We start from the raw sequence: 22,812 nt of genomic DNA on the forward strand, positions 1-22,812 counted from the left end.
CGGCGCACCGGCCCTCCGATCCGCCGCCCACCCAGCAGGGAAAGGAGACCCTGGCGGTGCGCGCATCCGACCTCGACCCCTCCGGTGAGGACCACGGCGGCCTGCCGACCTGGCCCTGGCGCTACGCCGACCCCGGCCTGCACACCCGCCGCATCGCCTACCTCTACCGCATCGAGGGCGCCCGGCCGGTGCGGCCGATGACGCCGGGCCGGGCCGCCGCCCTGGACCGCGCGATGGCCGCCCGCCAGACCTGCCCCCTGTGCCGTGTCCGCTACGACGCCTGCCTCCCGCTCAAGACCCTCGGCTCCTGCCTGCCCTGCGCGGAGCTGTCCGACGACGAGCGCGAGCAGCTCGCCGCCCTCACCAACGCCGCCTGACCCACCGCCACCGTCCTGGAGGACACCCGTGAAGCTCCGCGTCTTCGCCAACGTGCTCGCCGAGGCCGTCGCCTTCGCCGCCCGCGCCCTGCCCACCCGCGCCCCCGTCCCGGTCCTGGCCGGCATCCTGCTGCGCACCGACGAGCGCGGCCTGCACCTGGCGGCGTTCGACTACGAGACCGCGGCGACCACCCGCGTGGACGCGGAGATCGCCGACGACGGCACCGCGCTGGTCTCCGGCCGCCTCCTCAACGAGATCTGCAAGACCCTGCCCAAGGCGGCCGAGGTCGACATCGAGCTGTCCGGCTCCCGGCTGCTCGTCACCTCCCGCTCGGCGAAGTTCACCCTGCCGACCCTGCCGGTCGAGGAGTACCCGCAGCTGCCCGGCGTGCCGGACACCGTGCTCACCGTCCAGGCCGACACGCTCGCCGACGCCGTCGCCCAGGTCGCCGTCGCCGCCAGCACCGAGGAGAGCCTGCCGGTCCTCACCGCCGTGCAGCTGCTCCTCGAAGACGACCGGATCACCCTGGCCGCCACCGACCGCTACCGCTTCGCCGTACGCGAGCTGACCGTCCAACCCACCGGCACCCTCCCCGCGGTGACGCCCAAGACCGGCAAGAAGAAGGACCAGCCCGACGACGGCGCCGTCCTCATCCCGGCGAAGTTCCTCGCCGAGGCCACCCGCGCGATGACCGGCGAACACCCGGTCGCCGTCGGCTGGTCGGACGGCCAGCTCACCCTCACCACCGCCGGCAGCAGCATCGGCACCCGCCTCCTCGACGGCGACTTCCCGCGCCACCGCGGTGTGTTCCCCACCCCGGCCGACGCCGAGCTGACCGTCACCGTCCCCACCAGCGAGGCCCTGGACGCGCTCAAGCGCGTCGCCCTGGTCGCCTCCGACAAGACCCCGGTCCGCCTGACCGTCGCCGACGACGGACGGCAGCTGCTCCTGGAGGCCGGACACGGCGACGACGCCCATGCCGTCGACCGTATCCCCTGCAACACCACCGGCCACCTCGACGGCGGAACGATCGCGTTCAACCCCGGCTACCTCGCCGACGCCCTCAAGGCGCTCGCCGCGCCCGAAGCCCGTCTGCACGCCACCTCGGCCACCAAGCCCGCCCTGCTCACCGGGCACTCCGGCGAACTCGCCGACACCGACTACCAGCACCTGCTGATGCCGATCCGCCTCACCAGCTGACCGCGCCTCACTCCGCCCGCCCCGCACCGCCGGGGCGGGCCCCGGCCACACCCCCAGCACACCAACCCGAACAGGAGCAGCAACCCGTGACCCAGCACACCGAGCCCACCGCCCTCCAGGAGCAGCCGAGCGTCAGCGTCCGCGAATCGGCCCGGCGCCGAGCCCGCGCCCTGACCGCCCCCGGCGGCTGGCTCGACCGGCGCCGCCGCGAGCTGGCGGCCGGCTTCGACGACTTCGCCGGCGCCGAGCCGTGGGTGCGCACCCTGGCCTACCTGACGGCGATCACCCTCGCCGTCCTGGTGGTGGGCACCGTCGGCGGCATCCTGCTCAACGCCGCGGCCGCCGTGATCGACGCCGTGCACCTGCCGCAGAACCTGCCCGCCGGAGGCGACGGCCTGCGCGTTGCCGTCACCGGCCCCATCCACGCCTACCTCATCGCCCACCAGGCCTACCCGCTCACCCCGGACACCGTCTACGGCGCCTGGAAGACGCTCGGCCTCCTGGCCGCGCTCCTCGCCTTCATCACCCGCAGCGCCATCGCCCGTGCCAGCTGGACGGCCTGGGCCACCGCCACGCTCGCCATGGTCTGGTCCGCCGCCCCCGAGGCCGGGCGCCCGGTCGCCGTCGGCCTGACCGCCGCCGCCATCGCGGTCGTCTCCCTGTTCGCCCTGCGCGGCCTGTCCTTCAGCGTGCGCCCGATGGTGATCAACCGCACCGAGGTCCAGCCGCAGATCACCATCCAGGCCCCCGAGACCAAGACGGCCCGGCCCCGCCCGGCCGTCCCGGCTCCGGGCTCGCCGTTTGACCCGCGCTGACCCTCCCGGGCGGGCCGGTGCACCGAGCACCGGCCCGCCTGGTCCTTCCCCGTCCCGTTCCGCACCGCCGATCGAGAGGCACCTGCCGTGGCCCTGGCCGTATCCCGCGACGCACAGATCGCGGCCCTCTACGAACGACTCCACCACCGCTCGGCGATCCTGCCGGCCTCACCCCCGGCAGCAAGGCCCACGCCGGGATCCAGGCCGAATGCGACGCCATCCACGCCGAGATACGGCGCCTGCAAGCCACCACCAGCATCTCGCCCAAGGCTGTCCTCGTAGGGATCGCCGTGATCCTGCTGCTCATCTGGAGCGCCGTCCACTGACGTCCGGGCACTGACGCTGCCCACCACGGCGCCCGCCGTCCCCGCCACCCAGGCCGGGACGGCGGGCGCCGTGGTGCGCGGCGCGGCCACCCGGCCGGCACCAACCAGCCAGCCCCCTTGGGAGGAACCGTGAACGGCCGCCTGCTCCGCCTGCTGCCCGCCCGCCTGCTCCGCCGCCTCGGCCACGGCCTCGCGTACGCCGACCAGGACGCCCTGGCCGCCGCGCTGGAAGACAACCTCGACACCGCCCGCGCGGGCCACCCGGCCGAGCTGTCCAAGGCCCTGCGGCGGCTGACCTCGCCGCTCGACTTCCAGCCCGGCCTGGTCGACCTGCACCAGGAGAGCGCCGACATCGTCGTCTACCTCTGCGGCCTGGCCGCCGCCTCCGAGACGCACCTCGACCTGCGCGACCCCGACCAGCACCGCCTCTACAAAGACCTGCTGGCCGTCGTCCAGGCCGCCGAGGAACTCCGGCTCCGGGTCGCCACCGCCGCCACCCACACGCTGCCGGACGCCGAGCGGGACGCCGTCGAGCTCCAGCACAGCTGACCCGCCCCCGGGCACTGACGCTGCCCACCACCGCGCCCGCCGCCCCGGCTAGCCAGGCCGGGACGGCGGGCGCGGTGGTGCGCGGCGCGGCCGCCCGGCCGGACCCCGACAGGAGGCTTCCGTGACCACCGACACCACCACGTCCACCCTGGCCGCCACCGCCTACGAGCCGTTCAACCAGCCCGGGAGGACCTTCCGCAAGGACAGCATCCTGGGCGAGGCCACCGACTGGGAGCTGGCCCGCCTCGCGCTCTCCGAGCGCAGCTTCGCCGCTTACAAGGACGACCCGCGCGCCGACGAGGCCCGGCGGATCGGCGAGCAGTTCACCGCCGAGGAAGCGCAGCGCGTCGACGCCTTCCTCGCGGCCGGCATCCAGGACACCGGCCACCTCGAGGCCGTCGCCGCCGCCGAGGAGTTCACCGGCGAGGACCGGGACTGGCTCATCGGCCAGCTGCGGCTGGCCTGGGACCGCCTGGACCGACTGCACGACTGCCTCGACGACTCCGGCAGCCTCCTGACCAACACCTACGCGGCGAGCAGCGTCGACTACGTCCGCTGGTCCCGCAAGCCGCAGGCCTTCTCGCCCCTGCTCGGCGGGCGCCCCGGCCGCCCGACCACCGCCGGCTGACCACAGACACGAACCCCGAGCAGGAAGAAGGAGAAGGATGAACAGCACCCTGTCCGCGGAGGAGCAGCTGGCGCTGGCCGTGGAGTTCCGAGTGCCGATCCCCCAGGGCCCGGTGGGCGGCTACGGCGAGGTCGTCGTACGCCGCGACGAGACCAGCGACGGCTGGGCGGTGACCGACGGCGCCCTGGTCGGCCTGCGGGCCTGGGTCGAAGGCGAGGACGGCGGCTGGCAGCCCGTCAGGGACATCGGCCGCGCCGCCGCCTACAAGCACACCCGGGAGCAGGCCCTGGGCCTGGCGCACCGGGTCGCCGAGTACGAGGCCATCAACCACCAGGTGCTGCTCGGTGTGATCGCCGACCCCCTTGGCCATGCCATCCGCACCCGGCAGTACACGATCACTTGCCCGCGCTGCCAGACGCCCGGCGCCGAGGAGTACGGCGAGCCGGCCTGGAACAGCGACGACTTCGCGGACTGCGCCCGCTGCCGCGCCTGCGGTCTCGAATGGGCCCTCGACCCAGGGGCTGACGCCTCCTGCACCACCTGCGGCGGCAGCGGCATCCCGGGCGCCGGCCCCACCCGCACGCACACCCCCAGCGGTTGGCAGTCCGTCCCGAACTGCGGGTGCCACGAGTCCGGGCGCTGACCCTGCCCACCACCGCGCCCCGCCCCCGGTGCCAGCCAGGCCCGGCGGGCGGGGCGCGGTGGTGCGCGGAGCCGGCGCCCGGCCGGACCCCGACAGGGAGGGAAGACCACGATGGACACCACCACGCCGATGACCGCGCTCGACCAGGCCCTCGACCGCGAGCTGGCCGCCGTGAGCGCGGACATCGCGCGAACGGACAGCAAGGCGTCGTTGCTGCTCGGAATCACCGGCGTCCTCATCGCCGGCGTGGCCGCGCTCGGCAAGGCGCCCACGTTCGCGTTCGCCCTGGCCGCCGTCGGCATCGCCGCCGCCGTCGCCTCCGCGCTGCTCTCGGTCCTGGTCGTCATGCCCAGGCTCGACCCGACCAGGTCCAACGGCTTCTCCCGCTGGGCCCGCTGCACTGACCCGGATGCGCTTCGCGAGGCCCTGGCCGACGACGTCCGCCCCGCCCGCCTGCACGCCCTCAGCGTGCTGTGCGAGCGCAAGATGCGCCTCCTCCAGTGGGCGGCCCGCCTCGCGCTCGTCGCAGTCCTCGCCGTCTCCGCCGCGGCGCTCCTGTCCGCCGCTGCCTGACCACCCACCACCCACCCGGAGGCAACCGCCGTGACCACCACCCTCGCCACCACCCGAGCCCGCACCCTCGACCCCGTCGAACCCGGCGACGTCGTCGTCATGATCGGCCCCAGCGCCTCGGGCAAGTCCACGGCACTGCTCAGCGTTCCGCCGCACCAGATCGTCAGCCTCGACCAGCTGCGCGCCGTCGCCTCCGCGCCCGGCGACCAGGCCGCGACGGCCGACGCCCTCCTCCTCCAGCACCAGATCCTGAGCATGCGGCTGCGCCGAGGGCTGACGACCTTCGTGGACAACGTGAGCTGCGAGAGTCACCACCGACTCCAGCTGGTCGACCTCGCCCACGCCCACGGGCGCCGCGCAGTCGCGGTTCTCACCGACGCCCCACTCGACCTGTGTCTCGCACGGAACTCGAGCAGGCCCGACCACCAGCGGGTGCCGGAAGACGTCCTGCGCTATCAGCACCGCATGGCCCGCTCCGCCCGCGCCCTCCTCCTCCACGAAGGATTCGACGAGATCCGCCACCACCGCACCGGGCACTGACGCTGCCCACCACCGCGCCCCGCCGCCCGGCCATCCAGGCCCGGCGAGCGGGGCGCCGTGGTGAGCGGCGCGGCCGCCCGGCCGGCACCACCCGCTCCCCTGGAGGCACCTGATGACCGAGCAGACGACCCGCGCCCGCCTGCTGAGCAACGCCCTCGACACCGCCGACAACGTCGCCATCGCCGCCGCGGCGGCCGCCGCGGGCCTCACCACCTACCGCACCCTCGCCGCCCGCCCCACCGAGACCCGCTTCATCCTCGCCGCGGCCGCCGCCGGCATCGCCGCCTGCCTCGCCGACCAGGCCACCACCCAGCTCCGCCGACCGCTGCGCAACCGCCTCGGCGTCCCCGCCTACGGCTACGCCCCCACCCCCGCCGCGCCCGCCCCGGCACCGTCCAGGGAGCAGCTCGCCGAGGAGGTCGCCTCCGACGCCGCACACCGCGCGGCCACCCACGCCCACGGCCTCGACCGCAGCGGCGGCAGCCTCACCGAAGCCGCCAACTGGGTCGGCTCGACCGACGGCACCGCGACGTGCGAGCTGCCCGGCGGCGCGCACCTGCTGTGCGTCCCCTCCCCCGCCGACCCGTACGGCCACAGCACCCGCACCTACCTGCTCGTGCGCGACGGCGAGCAGATCCGGGTGAGCAGCATCAGCGAGCTGGTCGCGCTCCTGGACAACCCGACACCGACCCGGCGCAGCCCGCCGACAACGAGGACCAGGCCGACGACCCGTGGCCCGCCCTCGGCAGCGACCTCGCCATCGCCGAGCTGTGCCCCGCCGAACCGCTCGACAGCGAGGACTACGTCGACCAGGAGGCCGAGGCCCACGCCGCCGGCCTGCTGTAGGGCCGTCGCACCCACCGCGGCCCGCTCGACCAGCCACCACGCCTGACCACCCGCCACCAACCCGGCCCCGGCCCGCACCCCAGCGGGCCGGGGCCGATCACCTTCCTCGTGACCCGCTGACCTGACGGAGGACCACGTGCACCGACCCGTCATCGCGCCCACCCCTGACAGCCCCGCCAGCCAGGCCGTGGGCCTGGACCTGGACGGCACGCTCGCCGATGCCTCCGCCGGATGGATGGGGGGCCGCATCGGCCTGCCCCTGCCCGGCGCCATGGAGGCGCTGCGCGTCCTCACGGCGTCCAGGGCCGTCTTCGTGTACACCGCCCGGCCGCGACACTTCCTGCCGGAGGTCGCCGACTGGATCACCTGGTACTCCGGCATCGCGGCGTTCGTCGACCCGTCCCCGGAGCGGGCGTACTGGACCACGGTGGGCGGTCCCATCCTGGTCACCAGCACGAAACTGGGCGCGGCGGCGTATGTGGACGACCGGGCCGTGCACCACGCCGGCAACTGGAATGACACCCTTGCCACCGTCAGTCGGGCGATCGGCCTGGACCGAGCGGGCGTTCCCCTCCCAGCCTGATCGCCAGCACAGTGAAGGGCCCGCTTTCCCCGGCTTGAATGCCGGAGGAGGCGGGCCCTTCTGCGTTTCCGGGTCTTTACGCCCTATAGGTCTCTACGACGAGCCCTGTGCCCGCAGGCGATGGCCTGGTACGCGATGGTCGGTGCGTCGAGGGGCGCCTTCAGCGGGTGGGTGATCCTCGGGGAGCAGGCATAGGCATTCCCGTCGTTGCTCTCGTGCGACGCGGTCCGATGTTGTCCGCGGACAACATGGAGGTCCGGGAGCGTCCGCTGAAAGGGGCAGGCGGGCTGGGCATTGTTGTCCGCGGACAACATCGGGCGAGGTCCCACGAGGCCGGGGCAAATGCACGCAAAGTCTGTATTGCCCGGTGTGGGTGTGCTGACGTCGTGCCAGCGGTTAGTAAACTCCCCTCATGACCGCCGAATCTGTGCCCGATGACCGGGACAAGGTAGTTACCAAAATCCCTAAGCAGTTGCGACTGGAGCTGAAGATCCGCGCCGCAACGGTCAACACCCCGATCCAGGACGCCGTCACCCAGGGCATCCAGGCATGGCGGAAGGTAGACCGCGAGCTCGACCTGATCGACACCGCCAAGTCGGAGTCCTTCTCCACCTACGTCCCCTCGGAGCTGTACAAGGCCTTCCGCGCGGACTGCTCAGGCCGCAACGTCAAGTTCAACCAGGGCCTCGCCCAAGCGATCCGGCTCTGGCTGGACGCCAACCCGCTCCCCCAGCGGAGCCGGCCGACGACCGGCGCTCGCCGGGTGGCGTTCGGCAACCAGAAGGGCGGCGTCGGCAAGACCGCCATGTCCGCCGGCGTCGGCCAGGCCCTGGCGGAGATGGGCTACCGGGTATGCCTGGTCGACTTCGACCCCCAGGGACACCTCACCAAGCAGCTCGGCCACGACCACCTCCCGATCAAGGGCGACAGCCTCGTCAAGAACATGTGCGGCGAACGGCAGGCGGACCTTCGCGAGTTGCTCATCGAGATCCCCGGGGAGGCCTTCGGCGACCGCCTGCACCTCCTGCCGGCCTGCACCGACGGCTTTCTCCTCGACGCCAAGCTCGTCTCCTCGCGCGACATCCGCGTCAAGGAGACCGCTCTCGAGAAGGCCCTCGGCCCGATCGAGAGGGAGTTCGACTTCGTGATCGTCGACTGCCCCCCGAGCCTCGGGTACGCGATGGACAACGCGATCTACTACGCGCGGACCCGCGACGGCGAGCCGGAAGGCAGCTCCGGCATCGTGATCCCGGTCCAAGCCGAGGACTCCTCCGCCGACGCCTACACCCTCCTGCGCGAGCAGATCGACTCCCTCTGCGACGACCTCGACATCCGCGTCCACGACCTCGGCTTCGTCGTCAACCTGTACGACGTCCGCAAGGGCTACGTCGTGACCTCCTCTCTCGACTCCTGGAAGAGCCTCGGCCACCCCGAAGTGATCGCCGTCGTGAACGACCTGAAAGACCAGCGCGAAGCCGTACGGATGAAGACACCGCTACTCGTCCACGCACCGGACAGCGACCAGGCCGACGTCATGCGCGACATCGCCAGGAGGATCGCCGAGTGAAGGCCGCCGACCGACTCGGCACCGGGGGAGCCTTCGGTGCCATCACCCGCACGCCCCGCAGCGAGCGGGGCCGGGCCAAGGCCCAAGCCGAGGGATCGATCCCGGACTACGAGATCCAGCGCATCCCCCTGACACTGGTGGCGCTGTGCCCGATGAACCCCCGCCGCTACTACGGCACCGACGAACAGCGCGAAGCCCTCGGGCAGAGCCTGGCCAAGAAGCAGACCACCGCATGCGTCGCGGTCACCCGCAGCGCCTACCTCGCCCTCTGGCCCAGCCACAGCCGCCTCATCGGAGACGACACCGAGTTCGTCCTCCTCAACGGCGAACGCCGTCACCGCTCAGCCTCGCAGGTGGGACTCGAGGCCCTCGACTTCGTGGTCCGGGACGACCTGGCGACCAGCCAGGCCGATTTCATGGACTACCTCATGGCCGAGAACGAGGACCGTGAGGACTTCAATGTCATCGAGCGGGCCGTGGGCCTGGAACAACTCCTGAAAGCGTGCGGAGGCAACGCCGCCGAGGTCGCCCGCCGCCGTGGCAAGGGCCGGTCCTGGGTGGGCAATCAGATCCTGCTGCTGTCTCTCCCCTCGGCGATCCAGGACCGGCTCGCTACCGGCGAGATGGCCGAGCGCTACGGCCGGCGCTTGGCCCGCGCCTACAAGGACAACACGTCCCTGACCGTCGACGAGCTCTTCGCCCTCGAGGAACAGCTCAAGGAAGAAGAACGCGCAACACGCATCGCCCAGCGGGAAGCGCTCAGGATGTTGTCCGCGGACAACACGCCTACCCCGCCGGAACAGCCGTCGGCCACCGCCGCCGCCCAGACTGTCGTGTTGTGCGCGGACAACACGACGCCCGAGACCGCCGTGGATACGACGAACGTCCCGGAGGCCGAACCGGAAGCCCCAGCAGCGACGGTGTTGTCCGCGGACAACACCGAGCAGTCCACGGGCCGACAGGACGAACCGGTGGACGAATCGGTGGCAACGCCGCAGGCGACAGCTACCGCCGAGGCCCGGCCCCCGCTGCCCAGGCAGCCCCCCGCCACGGACCCGGTTCCCTCCCAGACGGCACGCCAGCGCGTTCAGGCGCTCGGATCGACGGCTGAAGAACAGGCCGAAACGCTCCACGCCGGCCTGGACGCGGACGGCTTCCTCGCACTGATCAAGGCGTTGCACGCCCACGTGTAGACGGGCACACGGAGTTCTTCATTGCCTCTGATCCTGTCCGCGAACAACACATGGCCCTGGCATTCGCCGGGGCCACGGTGTTTTCACACCACGTGCGGTGCTGCTCCTGTGGACGGGTACGCCGAGCACGCCCCGCAGCAGAAGTGCTCGGGATGTCGTCCGCGGACAAAATCCCGCCCCACCGAGTACCCCGCCGCCGTGCCTGCGCAAGGGCTGAGCGGCGCAGCAGGCAATCCTCTTCAGCTCTGCGGGGCCCCCTGGCCGCCGCCGAGTACTGCCACGTCCGCACCCTTACGCGCCCGCTACGAACCCCGGCCCGTCGACCCGGCCCGCTGGGACTGGGCCGGGTCGACCCACCCTGATGGCCCGGGCCGTCCTACCGCAGAGTTCCCGGCGGGGGCGGCGTTTCAGTGAATCCGCCCGCCGGCCATCACCGGGCCGGGATGCTCACTCCCATGACGACGAAGACCTCAACGGGCCTGGAGCTGGCCCGGATCCTGCCCGGCGACCCGGGGTGGATCCGGCGCGCCGCATACCTCTCAGAAGTCCTCGGCCTGGTCGCCCGCGCGGCTGACGTCCGCCCGTACGCCTACCCCCTCCCCGCCCTGACCCTGGAGACGGCGGGCGAGGTCATCGCGGACATCGACGCCGCCCTCACCGCCACCGCAGCAGACGACCCGACCCCGGCCGTCCTCTACGTCCTGCCCGCCTGGGTCCTGAAAGCCCTGCAGGACGTCCTCGCGGCGCTGCGCACCGCAGTCGTGGAGGAGCCGGGGGGCGAGTTCCGGCTGCGGCCGATGCTGGTGCTGCTGGGGGAGGGCCTGGACTACCCGAGGGGCCGGACGCCGGCCGAGATGGCGGCGGACCTGGAGCCGGTGGTGGCGGTGCTGGCCCTCGACGGCCCGGCGGTACGGGCGGCGGCCACCGATCTGGCCCTGGGGCGCTGGCAGGCCGGCACCGGGGCGGCGCTCACCGAGGTCTTCGCGCAGTGGGTCCTCCTCGGTGTTCCGCTGTAGGCCGGTCGGATACCGGCGCCCCGCCTTGCACCTTCCATACTGATCAAGTGCGGGCCAGGTGCTCGGGGCGCAGGTCGGCTCGGACGCGCTTGACCTTCGGTCGGTGGCGGTAGCGCGCGAACTCGGCCCGCTCGTCGGTCTCGATCTCGACGACGACCTCGGGCTCCACCGGCAGGAAGGCGACCGGCGCACTTCCCGGCAGGCCTCCCAGGGTCCCGGGCAGCTCCGTCAGGTCGCTGCCCGTCGGGTGCAGGAGCGAGGCGAGCTCGGAACGCTGCGCCTGGTCCAGTGGGAGGCTGATGCCGACCGGCCGGAGCCGGCCGCGGGCGTCGGGCTGAGCGAGGACGGCGGCTTGGCGGGCGGGGGAGGAGCCGGGAACGATGCCGACGACGACGGCCTCCACGGTGGTGGTGACCCGGAACTTCCTCCAGCCGCTGGAGTAGCCGGCGATGTAGCGGGAGCGGGCGGGCTTGAGCACACAGCCTTCGACGCCTCCGCCGAGGCTGCCGAACCAGGCCTTCGCCTGGTCGAGGTCGTCCGTCATCGGCACCGGCCAGATCGTGGCGGGCGCGCTCTCCAGCAGGTCGAGCAGGTGGCGGCGACGCTCTAGATAGGGGAGCGGGCGCAGGTCGGTGTCGTCCGCGAGCACGTCGAACGCGGCGAACTGGACGGTGAAGTCGGCGCCCGGCCTGGGGCCCTTGCCGGAGCGGGTCTGCAGGCGGGCGAACGACAGCGCACCGGTGTCCAGGACCGCGATCACCTCGCCGTCCAGGACACACGGCGGTAGCTCCGCGGCGGCCTGGACGACGTCGGAGAACGCGCGGCTGAGGTCGGTGCCGTGCCGGGAGTACAGCCGCGGGACAGGGCCGCCCGCCAGCACTCCGCGCCACCCGTCCAACTTCGGCTCCACACGGTCGGACCCCGCGCTGGCCGGCAGCCGGTCGATCGGCCGGGCGAGCGCGACGTCCACAGGAAGACCAAACGGCGCCACACCTTGCATCTACCCGCCGCAGCGCGGATTGACCTGCGCGGTGGCCCAGCGGTGACCCGGGCACCCCCGGAGCCGCCTGCGCGGTCAGGTCACCGGCCGCTCTCGCACGTGGCGGTGGCGTTCGGGACCGCATCGATGGGGATGGCGAGGAGCTGGGCGCTGTTGCAGGCACCCTGGGGGAGCGGGACGTCGAAGTTCTGAACGAACTGGACATCGAAGTCGTCGGCAACGGCGCCGCCTGCGGTGGCGAGGACGCCGGCCACGGTCAAAGCGACTGCCGTTAGGCCAGTTCGAATACGCATGTTCTCTCCTCGAGTGGTGACGGACGTCGTTCTACGAGCACACATCCCGGGAAGGTCGGCGGCAATACCCATCATCCGATCGAGGTAGTGGCACGTGCGTCGCCCGGCGCGGCACTCCTCTTCCGGTGGAGGAGGAGGTGCCGGCCGCCACTCCCCGCGTGCGGTCTGCGGGCCACGCCTCGACATCCCAACCCGGCGCAGTTCACGGGCATACGCCTGCTCCGGCGTGTTCCGGTACGAGCCGGTGCGAGTCCATACCGCTCCGTGCCCGCTCAGTAGAGCGGTTCGCGGTCAGGCGGCGCTGACGTTTGATCAGTCGAACAAGCGATCGAATAATGAGGGGTGTGACCGCCTCCGTGCCCTCTTCCGCCCCGCCCCGCCGACCCGGCGGCGTACCGGGGGATGCCGAGCGTCCGCCCCGGGAACTGATGACGCTGCCCGGCATGCACCAGGAGGTACGCCGGTGGCGGCTGGTGGAGGTCCGCCTCGACGGCCGGTGGCAGCCCGCCATGCTGACCGGGTGGCGCCGACCGCCCGGCAGCACCCGCTGGGTGGTCCACGTCCGCTGGGGTCCCGACGGGCCGGGCCCAGGCGCTGAGCCGTGGGCCTGGCTGCTGTTCGACGAGAGCACCATCCGCCCGCTGTCCGAACCAGTCGGCTTCGTCCCGCTGAAGGACGCTGTCGTGGTGCCGCCGGAGATGGCCGGCACGTCCGCCGCAGACGACTCCGGGCGCTGCTGGCGCCTGGCCTGGGTCCACGTCCAGGGTCAGTGGCGCTCCGGCCTGGTCACCGAGCAGCGCCGCCCCGCGCCCGACCTGCCATGGATCGCCCACGTGCGCTGGGGCGAGGACCGCCAGGCCGCCTGGCTGGTCGCCGACCCGGCCACGGTGCGCCCGATCCCCGCCGCCGAACAGGCCGCCCCGCCGGTCACGCCCGCGCCCACGACGCCGGCCCCCGCCGCTGGGGACCGGCGGTGAGCCCGCGGATCGCGGCCGTACCCGATCCGGTGACACCCGCGTACGACGAGCGGCTGGCAGAGCTACTGGACGAGACCAGCCCGCAGGTCCGCCGCGCCCGCATCGAGGCGGGGACCCGGCCGGTCCTGCCCGCGCTGGAACCGCTGCTGCCGGACGGCCGACTCCCGAAGGGCGTCGTCGTCGAGGCTCTGGACCACGGCCTGCTGCTCGCGACCGCGGCGGGACCGGCCGCCGCATCCGAATCGCACTGGACCGCGATCATCGGCTGGCCCGACGCCGGCCTCGCCGCCGCCCGCGCCTACGGCCTGCCCTGGGAGCGCACCCTCGTCGCCGACGACCCCGGCGACCACTGGGCCGAGGTCGCCTCCGTCCTCGCCGACGCATGCGAGACGATCATCCTCAAACCCACCGGACGACCCGCACCGCGCCAGCTCGCCCGCCTGGAACAACGCCTACGGACCACCGGCACCACGATCCTGACCCCCACCATCTGGCCGGGCACCGCCGAGCTCCGCCTCACCGTCAGTGGCTCTGCCTGGGCGGGGCTCGGCGAAGGCTACGGAGCTCTCCAGCACCGGACGGTCACCGCGCGCTGCACCGGCCGGGGCCGCGCCCGCCGCCCCCGCGAGGCGCGTCTGCTGCTGCCGGACGAACAGGGCAGGGTGAGCGCAGCGGCTCCCGCGTTCGCAGATGCGGGTCCTGGTGCCGTGGGTGTCGCCGCCATGGCGTAGCCGCGCGACACGCGGCCCGCCGCCGCAGACGGCGTCTCAGGTGAAGTCGTACAGCCTGGTGCCGTCGACGCGCGCCAGGTCGAAGGTGGCCACGACGGCGAGGTGGTCGGAGTGGTCGTGCTCGACCACCTGGTAGTCGATGGCGGCCGGGGTGAGCGCCGGGGTGGTGTGGACCTGGTCGACGCGCAGGCCCCCGTGCCGACCGGTTGCCCGGCGCAGCGTCGGGTCTTGGCGGTCGTCGGCGAGGTGGGCGGCGACGTCGGTGAGGTCCGCGTCGCGCAGGGTTCGGCCCACGATCCGGTTACTGACCCAGGGGTCGCCGGGGTTCTGGCGGCGCTCGCAGCGGGCGGACCGGTTGTACGGCTTCACCCGCTCCCAGTCGATCTCCGGGTCGGTGGCGGTGGGGTGGTTGATGTCGCCTCCGATCAGGCCGATCCCGCCGTGGCGGTAGACCCGGGCGGCCAGGATCTGCGCCTCGACGGCGGCCTGCTGCGCGGAGTAGGGGATGAGGTGGGCGCTGACGGCGATGAGCGGGGCGGGCAGGGCGGCGGTGAGGCCCCAGGGGGCGATCCGGGCGGCGGCGTAGCCGTGGTGGAGTTCGGCGGCGTACCGGGTCTCGATGTCTTCGACCCGCAGGTGCGCTGGGTCCCAGGCGACGGAGACCGGTCGGCCGCTGCGCGCGGGCGCGACGAACAGCTCCATCCCGAGGGCCCTGCGGGCGGCGTCGGCCTGGCCGGGGTCGGTGAGGTGGTCGGCCTCCTGGAACAGCAGGAGCTGCGGAGCGACCGCGCGGACCACATCGACGAGTCCGGCCCACCGGCGGACATCCGATCCGTACTGGATGTTCTGGCTCATCACGGTCAGCGTCGGCATGGCGTGGCTCCCTGGATCAGCGGCGGCCGAGGCCCGCGTGCGTGATGTCGGACAGCAGGCCGGCGGTGTCCTGCCGGATCCGACCGACAACGTAGGGGCTCTCGTCGGAGCGCAGGAGGACACCGACGGCGACGGCCAGCGTGTCCGCCAGGGCCATGTCGTCGTGCGGCGGCCGCCGTGAGCGGACAGTCTGCCACCCAGACTGGATCTGGCGGGCGGTGAGGTCGAGTCCGCCGTCCTCGCGCTGCCGCTGCAGGATCCGGTCGGAGACGAGGACGTCGGCCGGGGTGGGGATCCACACCCCGGCCGCGAACTCGAACGGGCGCTCATCGCCGTGTCGAGCACATCGCCCAGATCCGTGGCGTCCGGGCCGACGACACCCCCTGACCAGCTGAGGCACCTCCCCTTTCACTTGGCCCGAACGAGTCACCGCACGCTTCGGGCAGGACACCGCGCAGACCCTCGCCGGCGAACCGTGTCCGGGGCATGAGGTGGTCGTTGAACGCTGCGACACGAAAGGCCGCCGTCGAGAAGGGCGACGGATGCCGTCCTCGCCGCCGAATGCGGCGACGGTTTTCGGGCGTGGTCACCGTCGTCGGCGGCGCAGGAGAGGAGCGGTATGCCAGGCGAGCAGCAGGACACGACCGAGGCGCGGACGGACCAGGAGAGGGTGGCAGCTCGGCAGATGGCGGCGGCGCTGATCGCCGCGCACCGGCTCTTGGGCCGTGAGTCCAAGGTGCTCGCCAACGACGAGAGCGGCCTTGCGTCCAACGATCGGGCTGCGACGCTGCGCCGGAAGCAGGGCCTGCTGAGTGATGCCTCCCGGCATCTGGCCGGCGCGGTCAGCTCGCTTGCCTCGGTCGTCGGGCTGCAGGAGCTGGGTGTCGACGGGCAGTACCCGCAGGATGCGTCCGGCGAGCCGTACAAGGCGCTGTACAATCTGGAGAGCCTGGATAGCGACCTGTTCTCCTCGGTCTTCGAGGAGCTGCACGGCGCCATGAGGGCTCTGCGCAAGGTCTACACCCCCACCCGCAAGCACCCGGACCTCGCCTATCCGGAGGACAGGGCGGCAATGAGCGAGGTGGTCACGCACCTGCGCACTGCCTCCACGTTGCTGAAGGCCTCGTTCAACGGTGCCGAGGACGGCGAAGAGGACGAAGGCGATGAGGTGGACCTGCTGGCCGAGCTGGAGCAGATCTGCGAACCGTTGCCCGCGCAGCAGGGGGAGATGAGCGACGAGGCCGTCATCGCCCGGGTTCTCAGCGATCCCCGGCTGGCCGCCAAGACCGCGAAGGCGCTGCGCTCGCGGAAGCTGGCAGCGGGGCCGGCCGAGCAGACATCCGTTCGTTGAGTCGCGGCTTACCCGGCGACCTGGTTTGAGTTGCTCGAGTACGTTCGGGCGCAGCAGGTCGGGCACGTCAGGTTCTGATGTCCAACCAGACGGTGTGATCCCGGGCGGGAGCCGGCCCGGCGACGTGCTGCCGGTTCCTGGAGGCCCGGCTTTTCCTACGCGTTCGTGCCCGGAGCCGGGCGGATGGCGAATACCCTGCCGCCCAGGACCACCGCCCGCCTCCTCCACACGCTCCAGGAACGGATGTTGAACGCCATCATCAACCCCCTCACCCTGCGTACCAGCCTGAGCATCGACCAACCCGCACTCGCAATCCCCACCGTCCGCAGGCTCACCGTCGAGTGGCTGACGAAGAAGTTCGGCAGCGCCCCTCTCGCCTCAGGGCACCACCAACTCGATGCCATATCGACGCTCACCAACCAAGTGATCTACGGCGACGACGGCACCGAGCACGCCATCCGCCTCCAACTGCGCGAGGACCAGCCAAACGCCACCTGGCGAACCACCATCACCGCCACAACACCACCGCGGAGCGCCACCGCCGCAGTGGCCGTCCTCCTGGAGGCATTCCCCAACCCCGGCCACCAGGTCAACCCGGCGCGCCCAGCCCTGGTGCGCAAGTTCGTGGAGACCCTGCGCCCCCGCGACGGCCTGGCCCGGCTCACCCTCAAGGCACAGGAGGTCGGTACCGACGTCGAGCCGCTTCTGCACGTCCTATGCGATCCCGCTCGAACCCTTCCTGTCGTTGTCGCCGCCCGCCCGCTGCAACCCGACCCCACATGGTCCACAAGGATGCAAAAGGCTATGCCGCACTGCGCCGGCGCAGCCTCCCTGTACCTTCTCAAAGACGCCGACGCCGTCGACGCCTTCCGCCAAGAGATCGGAGAACACCACCGCGTCGCACCCGGCGCCGTACGCACCTACCTGCCGGACGTCGACCCCGCCTGGGGCCCGGACGCGGCCCGGCATCGCTTCCTTAGCTTCGCCAGAATGAGCGACCCCACCGACACCTCCTGGTTCGGCATCGCCCGCCGCGTCCAGCAACTGGCCAACGAAGCCCCAGTACCCGAACCGCTGCGCCACCTGATCTTCCCCGATGCCGCCCAAACCCACCACGCCCAGCGGCAAGCCGCCCTGACCGCCGACCGCACCTCCACCGAACTGGCAGCCCTACGCTCGGACATCACCCTGCTCACCGGGCTGCTGACCCAGGCCGACACCGACCTCAAGGAAGCCGCCCGCAACGCCGAACTATCCATCCGCACCATCGACTCTCTCGAGAGCGAGCTTCAAGAAGCCAACGCCCGAGCGCTGCGCGACATCGAGGAGGCACTGACAGCCTGGGACGAGGTCGAGCGGATCCGGGGCGAGGCCGATACTCTCCGCACGCGCCTGCGGGAGGCCGGCCGGTATGGCGACACCGTCGTTGTGGAGCAAGCGACCAGCCTTCCGCAGTCTTTCGAAGAACTGTGGGAGCGGCTCGGAGAGCTGGAAAGGGTACTGGTCACGGCCGACCGTGATGTGGCGCTCGCCCTCGACGAGTCCGACCGCAGCCGGGTTTGGGCCGCGAAGGCGTGGAACGGCCTGCGATTCCTCGATTCCTACGCCCACCACCCCGATTTCAACGGTGGAGTCCTACAGTTCTGCAGCGCAGGGATTCCCGGAGCCGTTTCCTGGACGCACAAGCAACTCGCCACCAACGAGGGGAAGACGACGATGGATCGTTGGGGAGGCGAACGGATCTTCCCTGTTCCCCCTGAGGTCGACGCTGCCGGGCGGGCGGCGATGAAACCGCACCTCAAGCTCGACAACGGCGGTCAAGCACCTCGGATCTACTTCCTCGACGCCACCAAGACTCTAGGGCAGCCGCCGCGGGTCATCGTCGGCTACATCGGCGCCCACCTCACCAATACCAAGACAAACTAACCGCCCCTGCCGGTGGGCCGGGCCGGCAGAAACCGAACCAGCCCACCGGCCCGGCGTGCCCTGACAGACTGGTGAACATGACAGCCGAACACCGCCGCCCGTTTGTGGCAGCCTTTTTCCGAGCAGGCCGCCTGACCGGGGACGACCTGGAGCTGCGACGGGCAGAGGAGGATCTGATGCGCCCGGATGTCCTGGCCCGCGTCTCCCCACGCGTCCTGGCTTCTGCGGCCCGGGCCGTAAATGCGCCCGAAGCCGCGGCCGCGCCGAGACCTGGAGAAACGGCCCGAGCCGCAAATGCCGCCTTCGCGTCCGGCCCCGGCACACCCGGGACAACGGCCCGGGCCGAAAAACCGTCCCGGCGCCGCCGTGCCCGCCCCGGCCGGCGCGGCCGAGCAGTGGGCGGAGGACTTCGAAGCGCTGCGCCGTGCGGCGTGCACCCTCCCGACCCGGCGGTTCGGCGAGCCGGACCGCCTCGACGACGTGGACCTGACGGTCGGTGAGGGCTGGCTGCTGGCCTCCTGGGACGACCCCGAGGCCGGGGACGTCCACCAGCTGCTCCACCGGGGCCGGCCGATCGGCTGGACCGCGCCGCTGCCGGACGGCCCGTGGGGAGCGGCCGGCCACATCGCCGCCGCACACCAAGGCGAGCAGGCCGCCGTGATCCTGACCGACAAGGACAGCGGAGCCCGCACCCACCGCACCGTCGGCGACGCCCTGGACGCCCTCCAACGCGCGCACGCCACCCGGCTGAGCGCCGAGCAGGCAGTGGCCGGCGTGCCGCGCCTGGCCCTCAAGCGCCCGACCGGCTGGACCGTCCCCTCCGACCGCGGCCTCGGCATCCCGACCCGCTACGCCCTCGCCAACGGCCTGATCCACCTCACCTGGCCCGACCACCCGGGCGTCCAGGAACTCCAGCAGGACGGCCGACCGGTCGGCTGGATCGAGGAGTACGACGTCCAGCGCGGAACCTGGACCGCCCTGATCGACAGCAGCATCATCGCCGACGCCGCCAGCGGCGAACCCCTGCGCTGCCCCGGCCCCGCCGACGCCCTTGCCCTGCTGCGCCGCGCGCTCGGGGAACACCTCACCCGCTGGTAGACCCGCCGACGCCCCCACCCTGCTGCGCCTCGCGCTGCACCGGGGCCTGGCCGGGGCCGGGTGGGCCCGGCGTCCGGCCAGGCGCGGCCTGGACCTCGCGGGAGTCGCCGAAGGAGAGGTCGGGGGTGCCGGAGCCCCGTCTTCTCGCGTCGCTTACCGGTCCTGGGCGATCGTCTCGATCAGGGACCGCCGTACGACCACGGTCCTGGCGATGCTGTCCGCCCAGGTCTGGTGCCGGGCGTGGACGACCGGACGTAGGAACCCGGCGCCGACCGGGAGGGCGTCCAGGACGTGGAGCAGCCCGCGCAGGATGCTGCGGGCCGCACCGATGGGCGGCCCCTGTCTCCTCGTCGACCGTCACCACCCCGGCGAGCCGCTGCCCGAGGCTCTCCCCGGCGCGGCGCGGCGCGGCCCCGCTCCGCCCACTGGACGACCATCCAGCCGGCGCCCACCAGCCACTACTCCTGCGCCAGCCACCGCGAACGTCCACGTCGGCCAGCAGCGGGAGCAGCTGCAGCACGGCGAACCCGCTGGGCCGCGTACAGCGCGGCCGGGTACGCCGTCATCAGGCCGTCGGCGATCCCGAGGTCGATCCCGGCCGCCGTCGCGTGCGCCGCCCATCCGGCCCGGCCCGGGATCGAAGCCGCCCTCGGACGGCAAGGCTGCGGCAGGGCCGGTACCACCGGGTGCGGAGTCGGCGGCACCGCAGGCATCCACCATGGAGCCGCCGGCGAACGGGCGCCATCGGATGGGACGCCGGTCGGCAGCCGGGGGCGGAGGAGTCGTTCATGATCCGGACAACGACGCGGCTCCGGGCCGGTGCCGCGTGGGTCCGCCGAACGTGGCGGCCGCGAAGAACAACCGGCAGCGGGACTCCCAGAAGCCGTCGGTCGCCGCCCTGACCAGGTCCGCTGGCCAGGCCCGCGGGGCGGCCTCGAAGAGGACCTTGCCGACGGTGCCGGGGTGCGGTCGGCGGCCGGCGACGTGCGCTCGGAAGCGCGTGGCATCGCCTGCTCGCCTTGACGGAGGCAGGCCAGCTCGCCGCCCAGGTCCCCTTGCCGGTGTCCACCGCGGTGTTGAGGAGTTCCCAGCCTGGTGACGCCGGCCGGGACGGTGCGCAGCATCTTGGCGACGTGCCGGTCGCGGGCGTGGTGGTGGAGCTGGTCGAACGCTTGGAGAACCCGATGGGTGAGAAGGTAGACGGCGTTGCCCTATAGCAGGCTGGCGGGGTTGGCAACGGTGCGTCCGGTGTGTTGCCGAGAAGCGGCAGGCGTCGGCATCGTGGTGCCTGCGGTGTACGAAGGCGCTCCCGCGGCAGCGCCCGCACCCTGAGCACCGAAGATTGCGTTTCGTTGACCCTGGCGGGCTCAAGGCGCCAGTCGATTCGGAAGGAATTTGGCGGGATTCGAAACGAGCCGCACCGTCGGGCGATCGGTTACTTTCGCTTCTGATCGCTTTGTTCGAATTCTTTCCGGTGAGTGGCAGCTAAGAAGATGACCCGTTAACGCGGTGGGGTGATCGCGCTGTAGTGTCGCGAATACGGAGAGCCCCGGCGGGCCTGAGAAACCAATCATGCCGGGGCTCTGCGCAACAACACGACTCGATCGAGGAGCCTTTGTGAGCCCTGACCGGATCCGGTACCTGACCGCCCTGCGACGGTTCGTCCGTGGCACCGAACCTAACATGCCTCCGCAGTTGGCCGGGGAAACCTCCGTCGCCATTGCCATGTGGGTACATGTGAAAGGCGGCCTCCTCGTAGCCGTGCCCGGCGCGTTCGCCGCCCTCGTCGCGGGGGCCGGTCCCGGCCTGGGAGCCTCGGCCCTGCTGTACGCCGCCGGGTCTGTCGCCAACGCCTCCCACGTCAGCTACCTGCGCCGTCTCATCTGACCCCTGGCACAGCCGGCCCGCCCCGGAAGTACTCCGGGGCGGGCCGGCAGCCGCAGCACCCGCGTACGGCTGAACTGCAATCCGTACGCGCTGTTCTGAATCACCGGGTATCCGCGAACGAAATCCCCTGGAGAGGCTCACCCGTTCGCGGTATCCCGAATCAAGGAACGGGACATGACCAAGCCGATAGGGCCGAGGCAGACCTGCGACCACTGCCGCACGGAATTCGAGCCCAAAGCCCTCGGGCGCCGCCGTCGCTTCTGCACCGACAGGTGCCGCTCCGCCCACCACCGTACGAAGAAGACCATGCCGCTGGACCCCGCACCGACACTCGACCCGGAAGTCACTCAGATCGCCACGGGCCTGATGACCTCCGCACGGCGGCTGCGGAACGTGGTCAAGTGCGCCGACCCCGCCCTCGGCGACCTCGCCGAACTGAAAATCCTCGCCGACATCGGCAAGGACCACGACGAGCTGGTCAACGCCGTCGTCCTCCAGGCCCGCCGACGCAAGGTCCCCTGGCCGACCATCGCCAAGATCCTCGGCGTGAGCACCGAGACCGCGCGAACCCGCTGGGAGGAGAAGAAAGCCGCCCGGGTGCTGGACCGCCGACGCGAACGTGCACGCAGGACCGCCCGCCCCAGAGGCTCCTCCCCTAGGGAACGCGGCCCTCGCAACCGCCGCTCCGCAGCCCACGCCCTCGACGCCCAGGCCCGCCTCGCCAGCGCCCTCTCCCACCTCCTGCGCCCCACGGGCCGCTACATGCGGGAGATCGCCGAGGAAGCCGGAGTGTCCACCTCCTACATCTCCCGAGCCGTGAGCGGGGAACGCATGCCGCGCTGGGACGTCGTCGCCTCCTTCGCCCGCTCCTGCGACGCCGACCCCGAACAGCTGCGCGTGCTGTGGGAGGAAGCCAATGGCAAACCCGCCACCCGCCCGTTCTTCGCCGGCCGGCCGCAGGCCTACGACCACGCACTGTTCCAGCTCACCTCCGCGATCAAGGGCCTCCACCTCGCCGCCGGCCGTCCCACCGCGGAGTTCATCGTCGAACGCTCCAAACTCTCCCTCACAGCCGCGCAGGCCACCGACGTCCTGCAGCGCCCCGAACTCTCCCGATGGCCGGACATCGTGGCGGTCGTCACCCTTCTCCAGGGGCTACCCGACGTCATCAGGCCCCTGTGGGAGTGCCTCCAGCTGGCAGCGAACCCGGAATGGACACCCGAGAGCCCGCCCTCACCCACCCCCGCGTCGATCGCCCAGGCCACCACCACCTTCCTGGCCGAGTCCTTCTGACCCCGGTCCGCGGCACCCTGCCGCGGACCGGCCCCACAACCCCGCCCTCCTGCTTCCACTCCTCTGCTCCCGGGAACCGCCATGCCACCGACCTGGCACGGGAACCGACCGTGCCGCCCGACCCGACCCGAACGCGTAGGACCATGGGCCCTGCGCGACCTCCACTACGACCGCTACCTCCGCTACGCCTCCCTCCTGCTGCCCGTCGCCGACGCCTGCACCGCGATCAAGCAGGCCTTCGACGACATCGCCGCACGCTGGCCCACCATCCTGGCCACGCCCAGCCCCGCCGCCTGCGCCTGGCAGGCGGTCCGCCGCCGGGTCCGTTCGATGGCCGGCCCGCTCCCACCCGTCGCCCACCTGAGCGAGCCCGAGCAGGACGTCCTCGTCCTGCACCTCGTTCTCGACCTGCCCGAGGCCGAGGTCGCCGAACTCACCGGAACCGACACGGCAGCCGTCCACATGCATCTGTGCTCCGTTCGCGCCACCCCCCGCCCCTAGCCCTCCGGCTCCATCCCGGCCGGAA

The 22,812-nt window shown here is 72.1% G+C and carries 25 protein-coding genes; 21 read left to right on the forward strand and 4 right to left on the reverse strand.

The features are described 5' to 3' along the window. The first annotated feature begins 56 nt into the window (after positions 1 to 56). From ACIQI7_RS32370 to ACIQI7_RS32430, 13 genes are all read left to right on the forward strand, one after another. Positions 57 to 377 (forward strand): RRQRL motif-containing zinc-binding protein, encoded by a 321-nt coding sequence (locus ACIQI7_RS32370; protein WP_401117007.1) that lies wholly within the window; start codon positions 57 to 59, stop codon positions 375 to 377. A gap of 28 nt (positions 378 to 405) precedes the next feature. Then, entirely contained in the window at positions 406 to 1,578 is a 1,173-nt protein-coding gene (gene dnaN / locus ACIQI7_RS32375; RefSeq protein ID WP_401117009.1) for a DNA polymerase III subunit beta, read from the forward strand. A gap of 86 nt (positions 1,579 to 1,664) precedes the next feature. Beyond that, the gene (locus ACIQI7_RS32380; protein WP_401117011.1) at positions 1,665 to 2,393 is read left to right on the forward strand and encodes a hypothetical protein; all 729 of its coding nucleotides are present in this window, start codon (positions 1,665 to 1,667) and stop codon (positions 2,391 to 2,393) included. A gap of 455 nt (positions 2,394 to 2,848) precedes the next feature. Beyond that, a complete protein-coding gene (locus ACIQI7_RS32385; RefSeq protein WP_401117013.1) occupies positions 2,849 to 3,268 on the forward strand; it encodes a hypothetical protein in 420 nt (139 codons plus the stop codon). Between the two features lie 121 nt (positions 3,269 to 3,389). After that, entirely contained in the window at positions 3,390 to 3,896 is a 507-nt protein-coding gene (locus tag ACIQI7_RS32390) for a hypothetical protein (protein ID WP_401117015.1), read from the forward strand. A gap of 37 nt (positions 3,897 to 3,933) precedes the next feature. Next, positions 3,934 to 4,539, forward strand: coding sequence for a hypothetical protein (locus tag ACIQI7_RS32395; RefSeq protein ID WP_401117017.1), 606 nt, complete (start codon positions 3,934 to 3,936; stop codon positions 4,537 to 4,539). A gap of 111 nt (positions 4,540 to 4,650) precedes the next feature. Then, complete coding sequence (locus ACIQI7_RS32400; RefSeq protein WP_401117019.1) at positions 4,651 to 5,112, forward strand: Pycsar system effector family protein; 462 nt, start codon at positions 4,651 to 4,653, stop codon at positions 5,110 to 5,112. Between the two features lie 30 nt (positions 5,113 to 5,142). Continuing rightward, positions 5,143 to 5,652: an AAA family ATPase gene (locus ACIQI7_RS32405; RefSeq protein WP_401117022.1), complete on the forward strand. Its 510-nt coding sequence runs from the start codon at positions 5,143 to 5,145 to the stop codon at positions 5,650 to 5,652. A gap of 112 nt (positions 5,653 to 5,764) precedes the next feature. Further along, the gene (locus tag ACIQI7_RS32410; RefSeq protein ID WP_401117027.1) at positions 5,765 to 6,544 is read left to right on the forward strand and encodes a hypothetical protein; all 780 of its coding nucleotides are present in this window, start codon (positions 5,765 to 5,767) and stop codon (positions 6,542 to 6,544) included. A gap of 90 nt (positions 6,545 to 6,634) precedes the next feature. Beyond that, positions 6,635 to 7,081 carry a hypothetical protein gene (locus ACIQI7_RS32415; protein ID WP_401117029.1) on the forward strand — a complete coding sequence of 149 codons (447 nt, stop codon included), beginning with the start codon at positions 6,635 to 6,637 and terminating at the stop codon, positions 7,079 to 7,081. Positions 7,082 to 7,493: 412 nt separating this feature from the next. Then, positions 7,494 to 8,648 carry a ParA family protein gene (locus ACIQI7_RS32420; RefSeq protein ID WP_401117031.1) on the forward strand — a complete coding sequence of 385 codons (1,155 nt, stop codon included), beginning with the start codon at positions 7,494 to 7,496 and terminating at the stop codon, positions 8,646 to 8,648. Continuing rightward, positions 8,645 to 9,841, forward strand: coding sequence for a ParB/RepB/Spo0J family partition protein (locus tag ACIQI7_RS32425; RefSeq protein WP_401117033.1), 1,197 nt, complete (start codon positions 8,645 to 8,647; stop codon positions 9,839 to 9,841). The genes ACIQI7_RS32420 and ACIQI7_RS32425 overlap by 4 nt, the downstream gene beginning before the upstream one ends. A 455-nt stretch (positions 9,842 to 10,296) precedes the next feature. After that, the gene (locus tag ACIQI7_RS32430; protein ID WP_401117035.1) at positions 10,297 to 10,857 is read left to right on the forward strand and encodes a hypothetical protein; all 561 of its coding nucleotides are present in this window, start codon (positions 10,297 to 10,299) and stop codon (positions 10,855 to 10,857) included. Positions 10,858 to 10,900: 43 nt separating this feature from the next. Here the strand turns inward: ACIQI7_RS32430 and ACIQI7_RS32435 are convergent, their stop codons facing one another. Together ACIQI7_RS32435 and ACIQI7_RS32440 are read right to left on the reverse strand one after the other, a co-directional pair. Continuing rightward, complete coding sequence (locus ACIQI7_RS32435) at positions 10,901 to 11,827, reverse strand: ATP-dependent DNA ligase (RefSeq protein ID WP_401117037.1); 927 nt, start codon at positions 11,825 to 11,827, stop codon at positions 10,901 to 10,903. A gap of 110 nt (positions 11,828 to 11,937) precedes the next feature. Continuing rightward, positions 11,938 to 12,150, reverse strand: a complete 213-nt coding sequence (locus ACIQI7_RS32440; protein ID WP_401117039.1) for a hypothetical protein — start codon at positions 12,148 to 12,150, stop codon at positions 11,938 to 11,940. A 443-nt stretch (positions 12,151 to 12,593) separates the two neighbouring features. Here ACIQI7_RS32440 and ACIQI7_RS32445 point away from each other — a divergent pair, with 443 nt between their 5' ends. Further along, a complete protein-coding gene (locus tag ACIQI7_RS32445; protein WP_401117041.1) occupies positions 12,594 to 13,127 on the forward strand; it encodes a hypothetical protein in 534 nt (177 codons plus the stop codon). After that, complete coding sequence (locus ACIQI7_RS32450; RefSeq protein ID WP_401117043.1) at positions 13,124 to 13,858, forward strand: hypothetical protein; 735 nt, start codon at positions 13,124 to 13,126, stop codon at positions 13,856 to 13,858. The genes ACIQI7_RS32445 and ACIQI7_RS32450 overlap by 4 nt, the downstream gene beginning before the upstream one ends. A gap of 36 nt (positions 13,859 to 13,894) precedes the next feature. Here ACIQI7_RS32450 and ACIQI7_RS32455 read toward each other — a convergent pair whose 3' ends face one another. Continuing rightward, entirely contained in the window at positions 13,895 to 14,731 is an 837-nt protein-coding gene (locus ACIQI7_RS32455; protein WP_401117045.1) for a hypothetical protein, read from the reverse strand. 16 nt (positions 14,732 to 14,747) lie between these two features. After that, the gene (locus ACIQI7_RS32460) at positions 14,748 to 15,032 is read right to left on the reverse strand and encodes a hypothetical protein (protein WP_401117047.1); all 285 of its coding nucleotides are present in this window, start codon (positions 15,030 to 15,032) and stop codon (positions 14,748 to 14,750) included. A gap of 318 nt (positions 15,033 to 15,350) precedes the next feature. On the opposite strand from ACIQI7_RS32460, the gene ACIQI7_RS32465 reads away from it, so the two are divergent. The 6 genes from ACIQI7_RS32465 to ACIQI7_RS32490 all read left to right on the forward strand — a co-directional run bounded on the left by ACIQI7_RS32465 (position 15,351) and on the right by ACIQI7_RS32490 (position 22,787). Beyond that, entirely contained in the window at positions 15,351 to 16,082 is a 732-nt protein-coding gene (locus ACIQI7_RS32465) for a hypothetical protein (RefSeq protein WP_401117050.1), read from the forward strand. 183 nt (positions 16,083 to 16,265) lie between these two features. Next, positions 16,266 to 18,008 (forward strand): hypothetical protein, encoded by a 1,743-nt coding sequence (locus tag ACIQI7_RS32470; RefSeq protein WP_401117052.1) that lies wholly within the window; start codon positions 16,266 to 16,268, stop codon positions 18,006 to 18,008. A 366-nt stretch (positions 18,009 to 18,374) separates the two neighbouring features. Then, positions 18,375 to 19,106: a hypothetical protein gene (locus ACIQI7_RS32475; RefSeq protein ID WP_401117054.1), complete on the forward strand. Its 732-nt coding sequence runs from the start codon at positions 18,375 to 18,377 to the stop codon at positions 19,104 to 19,106. A 1,761-nt stretch (positions 19,107 to 20,867) separates the two neighbouring features. Further along, entirely contained in the window at positions 20,868 to 20,993 is a 126-nt protein-coding gene (locus tag ACIQI7_RS32480; protein WP_401117056.1) for a hypothetical protein, read from the forward strand. A gap of 174 nt (positions 20,994 to 21,167) precedes the next feature. After that, positions 21,168 to 22,286 (forward strand): helix-turn-helix domain-containing protein, encoded by a 1,119-nt coding sequence (locus tag ACIQI7_RS32485; RefSeq protein WP_401117058.1) that lies wholly within the window; start codon positions 21,168 to 21,170, stop codon positions 22,284 to 22,286. Positions 22,287 to 22,367: 81 nt separating this feature from the next. Then, the gene (locus ACIQI7_RS32490) at positions 22,368 to 22,787 is read left to right on the forward strand and encodes a sigma factor-like helix-turn-helix DNA-binding protein (RefSeq protein ID WP_401117060.1); all 420 of its coding nucleotides are present in this window, start codon (positions 22,368 to 22,370) and stop codon (positions 22,785 to 22,787) included. The last annotated feature ends 25 nt before the right edge of the window (positions 22,788 to 22,812 follow it).

The sequence above is a fragment of the Kitasatospora sp. NPDC092039 genome (genome assembly GCF_044756065.1).
Classification (GTDB): Bacteria; Actinomycetota; Actinomycetes; order Streptomycetales; family Streptomycetaceae; genus Kitasatospora.

Coding starts and splice junctions, on each gene's coding strand:
- ACIQI7_RS32395 (WP_401117017.1), top strand. CDS start 3,934: ATGAACAGCACCCTGTCCGCGGAGGAGCAGCTGGCGCTGGCCGTGGAG.
- ACIQI7_RS32400 (WP_401117019.1), top strand. CDS start 4,651: ATGGACACCACCACGCCGATGACCGCGCTCGACCAGGCCCTCGACCGC.
- ACIQI7_RS32410 (WP_401117027.1), top strand. CDS start 5,765: ATGACCGAGCAGACGACCCGCGCCCGCCTGCTGAGCAACGCCCTCGAC.
- ACIQI7_RS32420 (WP_401117031.1), top strand. CDS start 7,494: ATGACCGCCGAATCTGTGCCCGATGACCGGGACAAGGTAGTTACCAAA.
- ACIQI7_RS32430 (WP_401117035.1), top strand. CDS start 10,297: ATGACGACGAAGACCTCAACGGGCCTGGAGCTGGCCCGGATCCTGCCC.
- ACIQI7_RS32440 (WP_401117039.1), bottom strand. CDS start 12,150: ATGCGTATTCGAACTGGCCTAACGGCAGTCGCTTTGACCGTGGCCGGC.
- ACIQI7_RS32445 (WP_401117041.1), top strand. CDS start 12,594: ATGCACCAGGAGGTACGCCGGTGGCGGCTGGTGGAGGTCCGCCTCGAC.
- ACIQI7_RS32455 (WP_401117045.1), bottom strand. CDS start 14,731: ATGCCGACGCTGACCGTGATGAGCCAGAACATCCAGTACGGATCGGAT.
- ACIQI7_RS32465 (WP_401117050.1), top strand. CDS start 15,351: ATGCCAGGCGAGCAGCAGGACACGACCGAGGCGCGGACGGACCAGGAG.
- ACIQI7_RS32470 (WP_401117052.1), top strand. CDS start 16,266: ATGGCGAATACCCTGCCGCCCAGGACCACCGCCCGCCTCCTCCACACG.
- ACIQI7_RS32485 (WP_401117058.1), top strand. CDS start 21,168: ATGACCAAGCCGATAGGGCCGAGGCAGACCTGCGACCACTGCCGCACG.
- ACIQI7_RS32490 (WP_401117060.1), top strand. CDS start 22,368: ATGCCACCGACCTGGCACGGGAACCGACCGTGCCGCCCGACCCGACCC.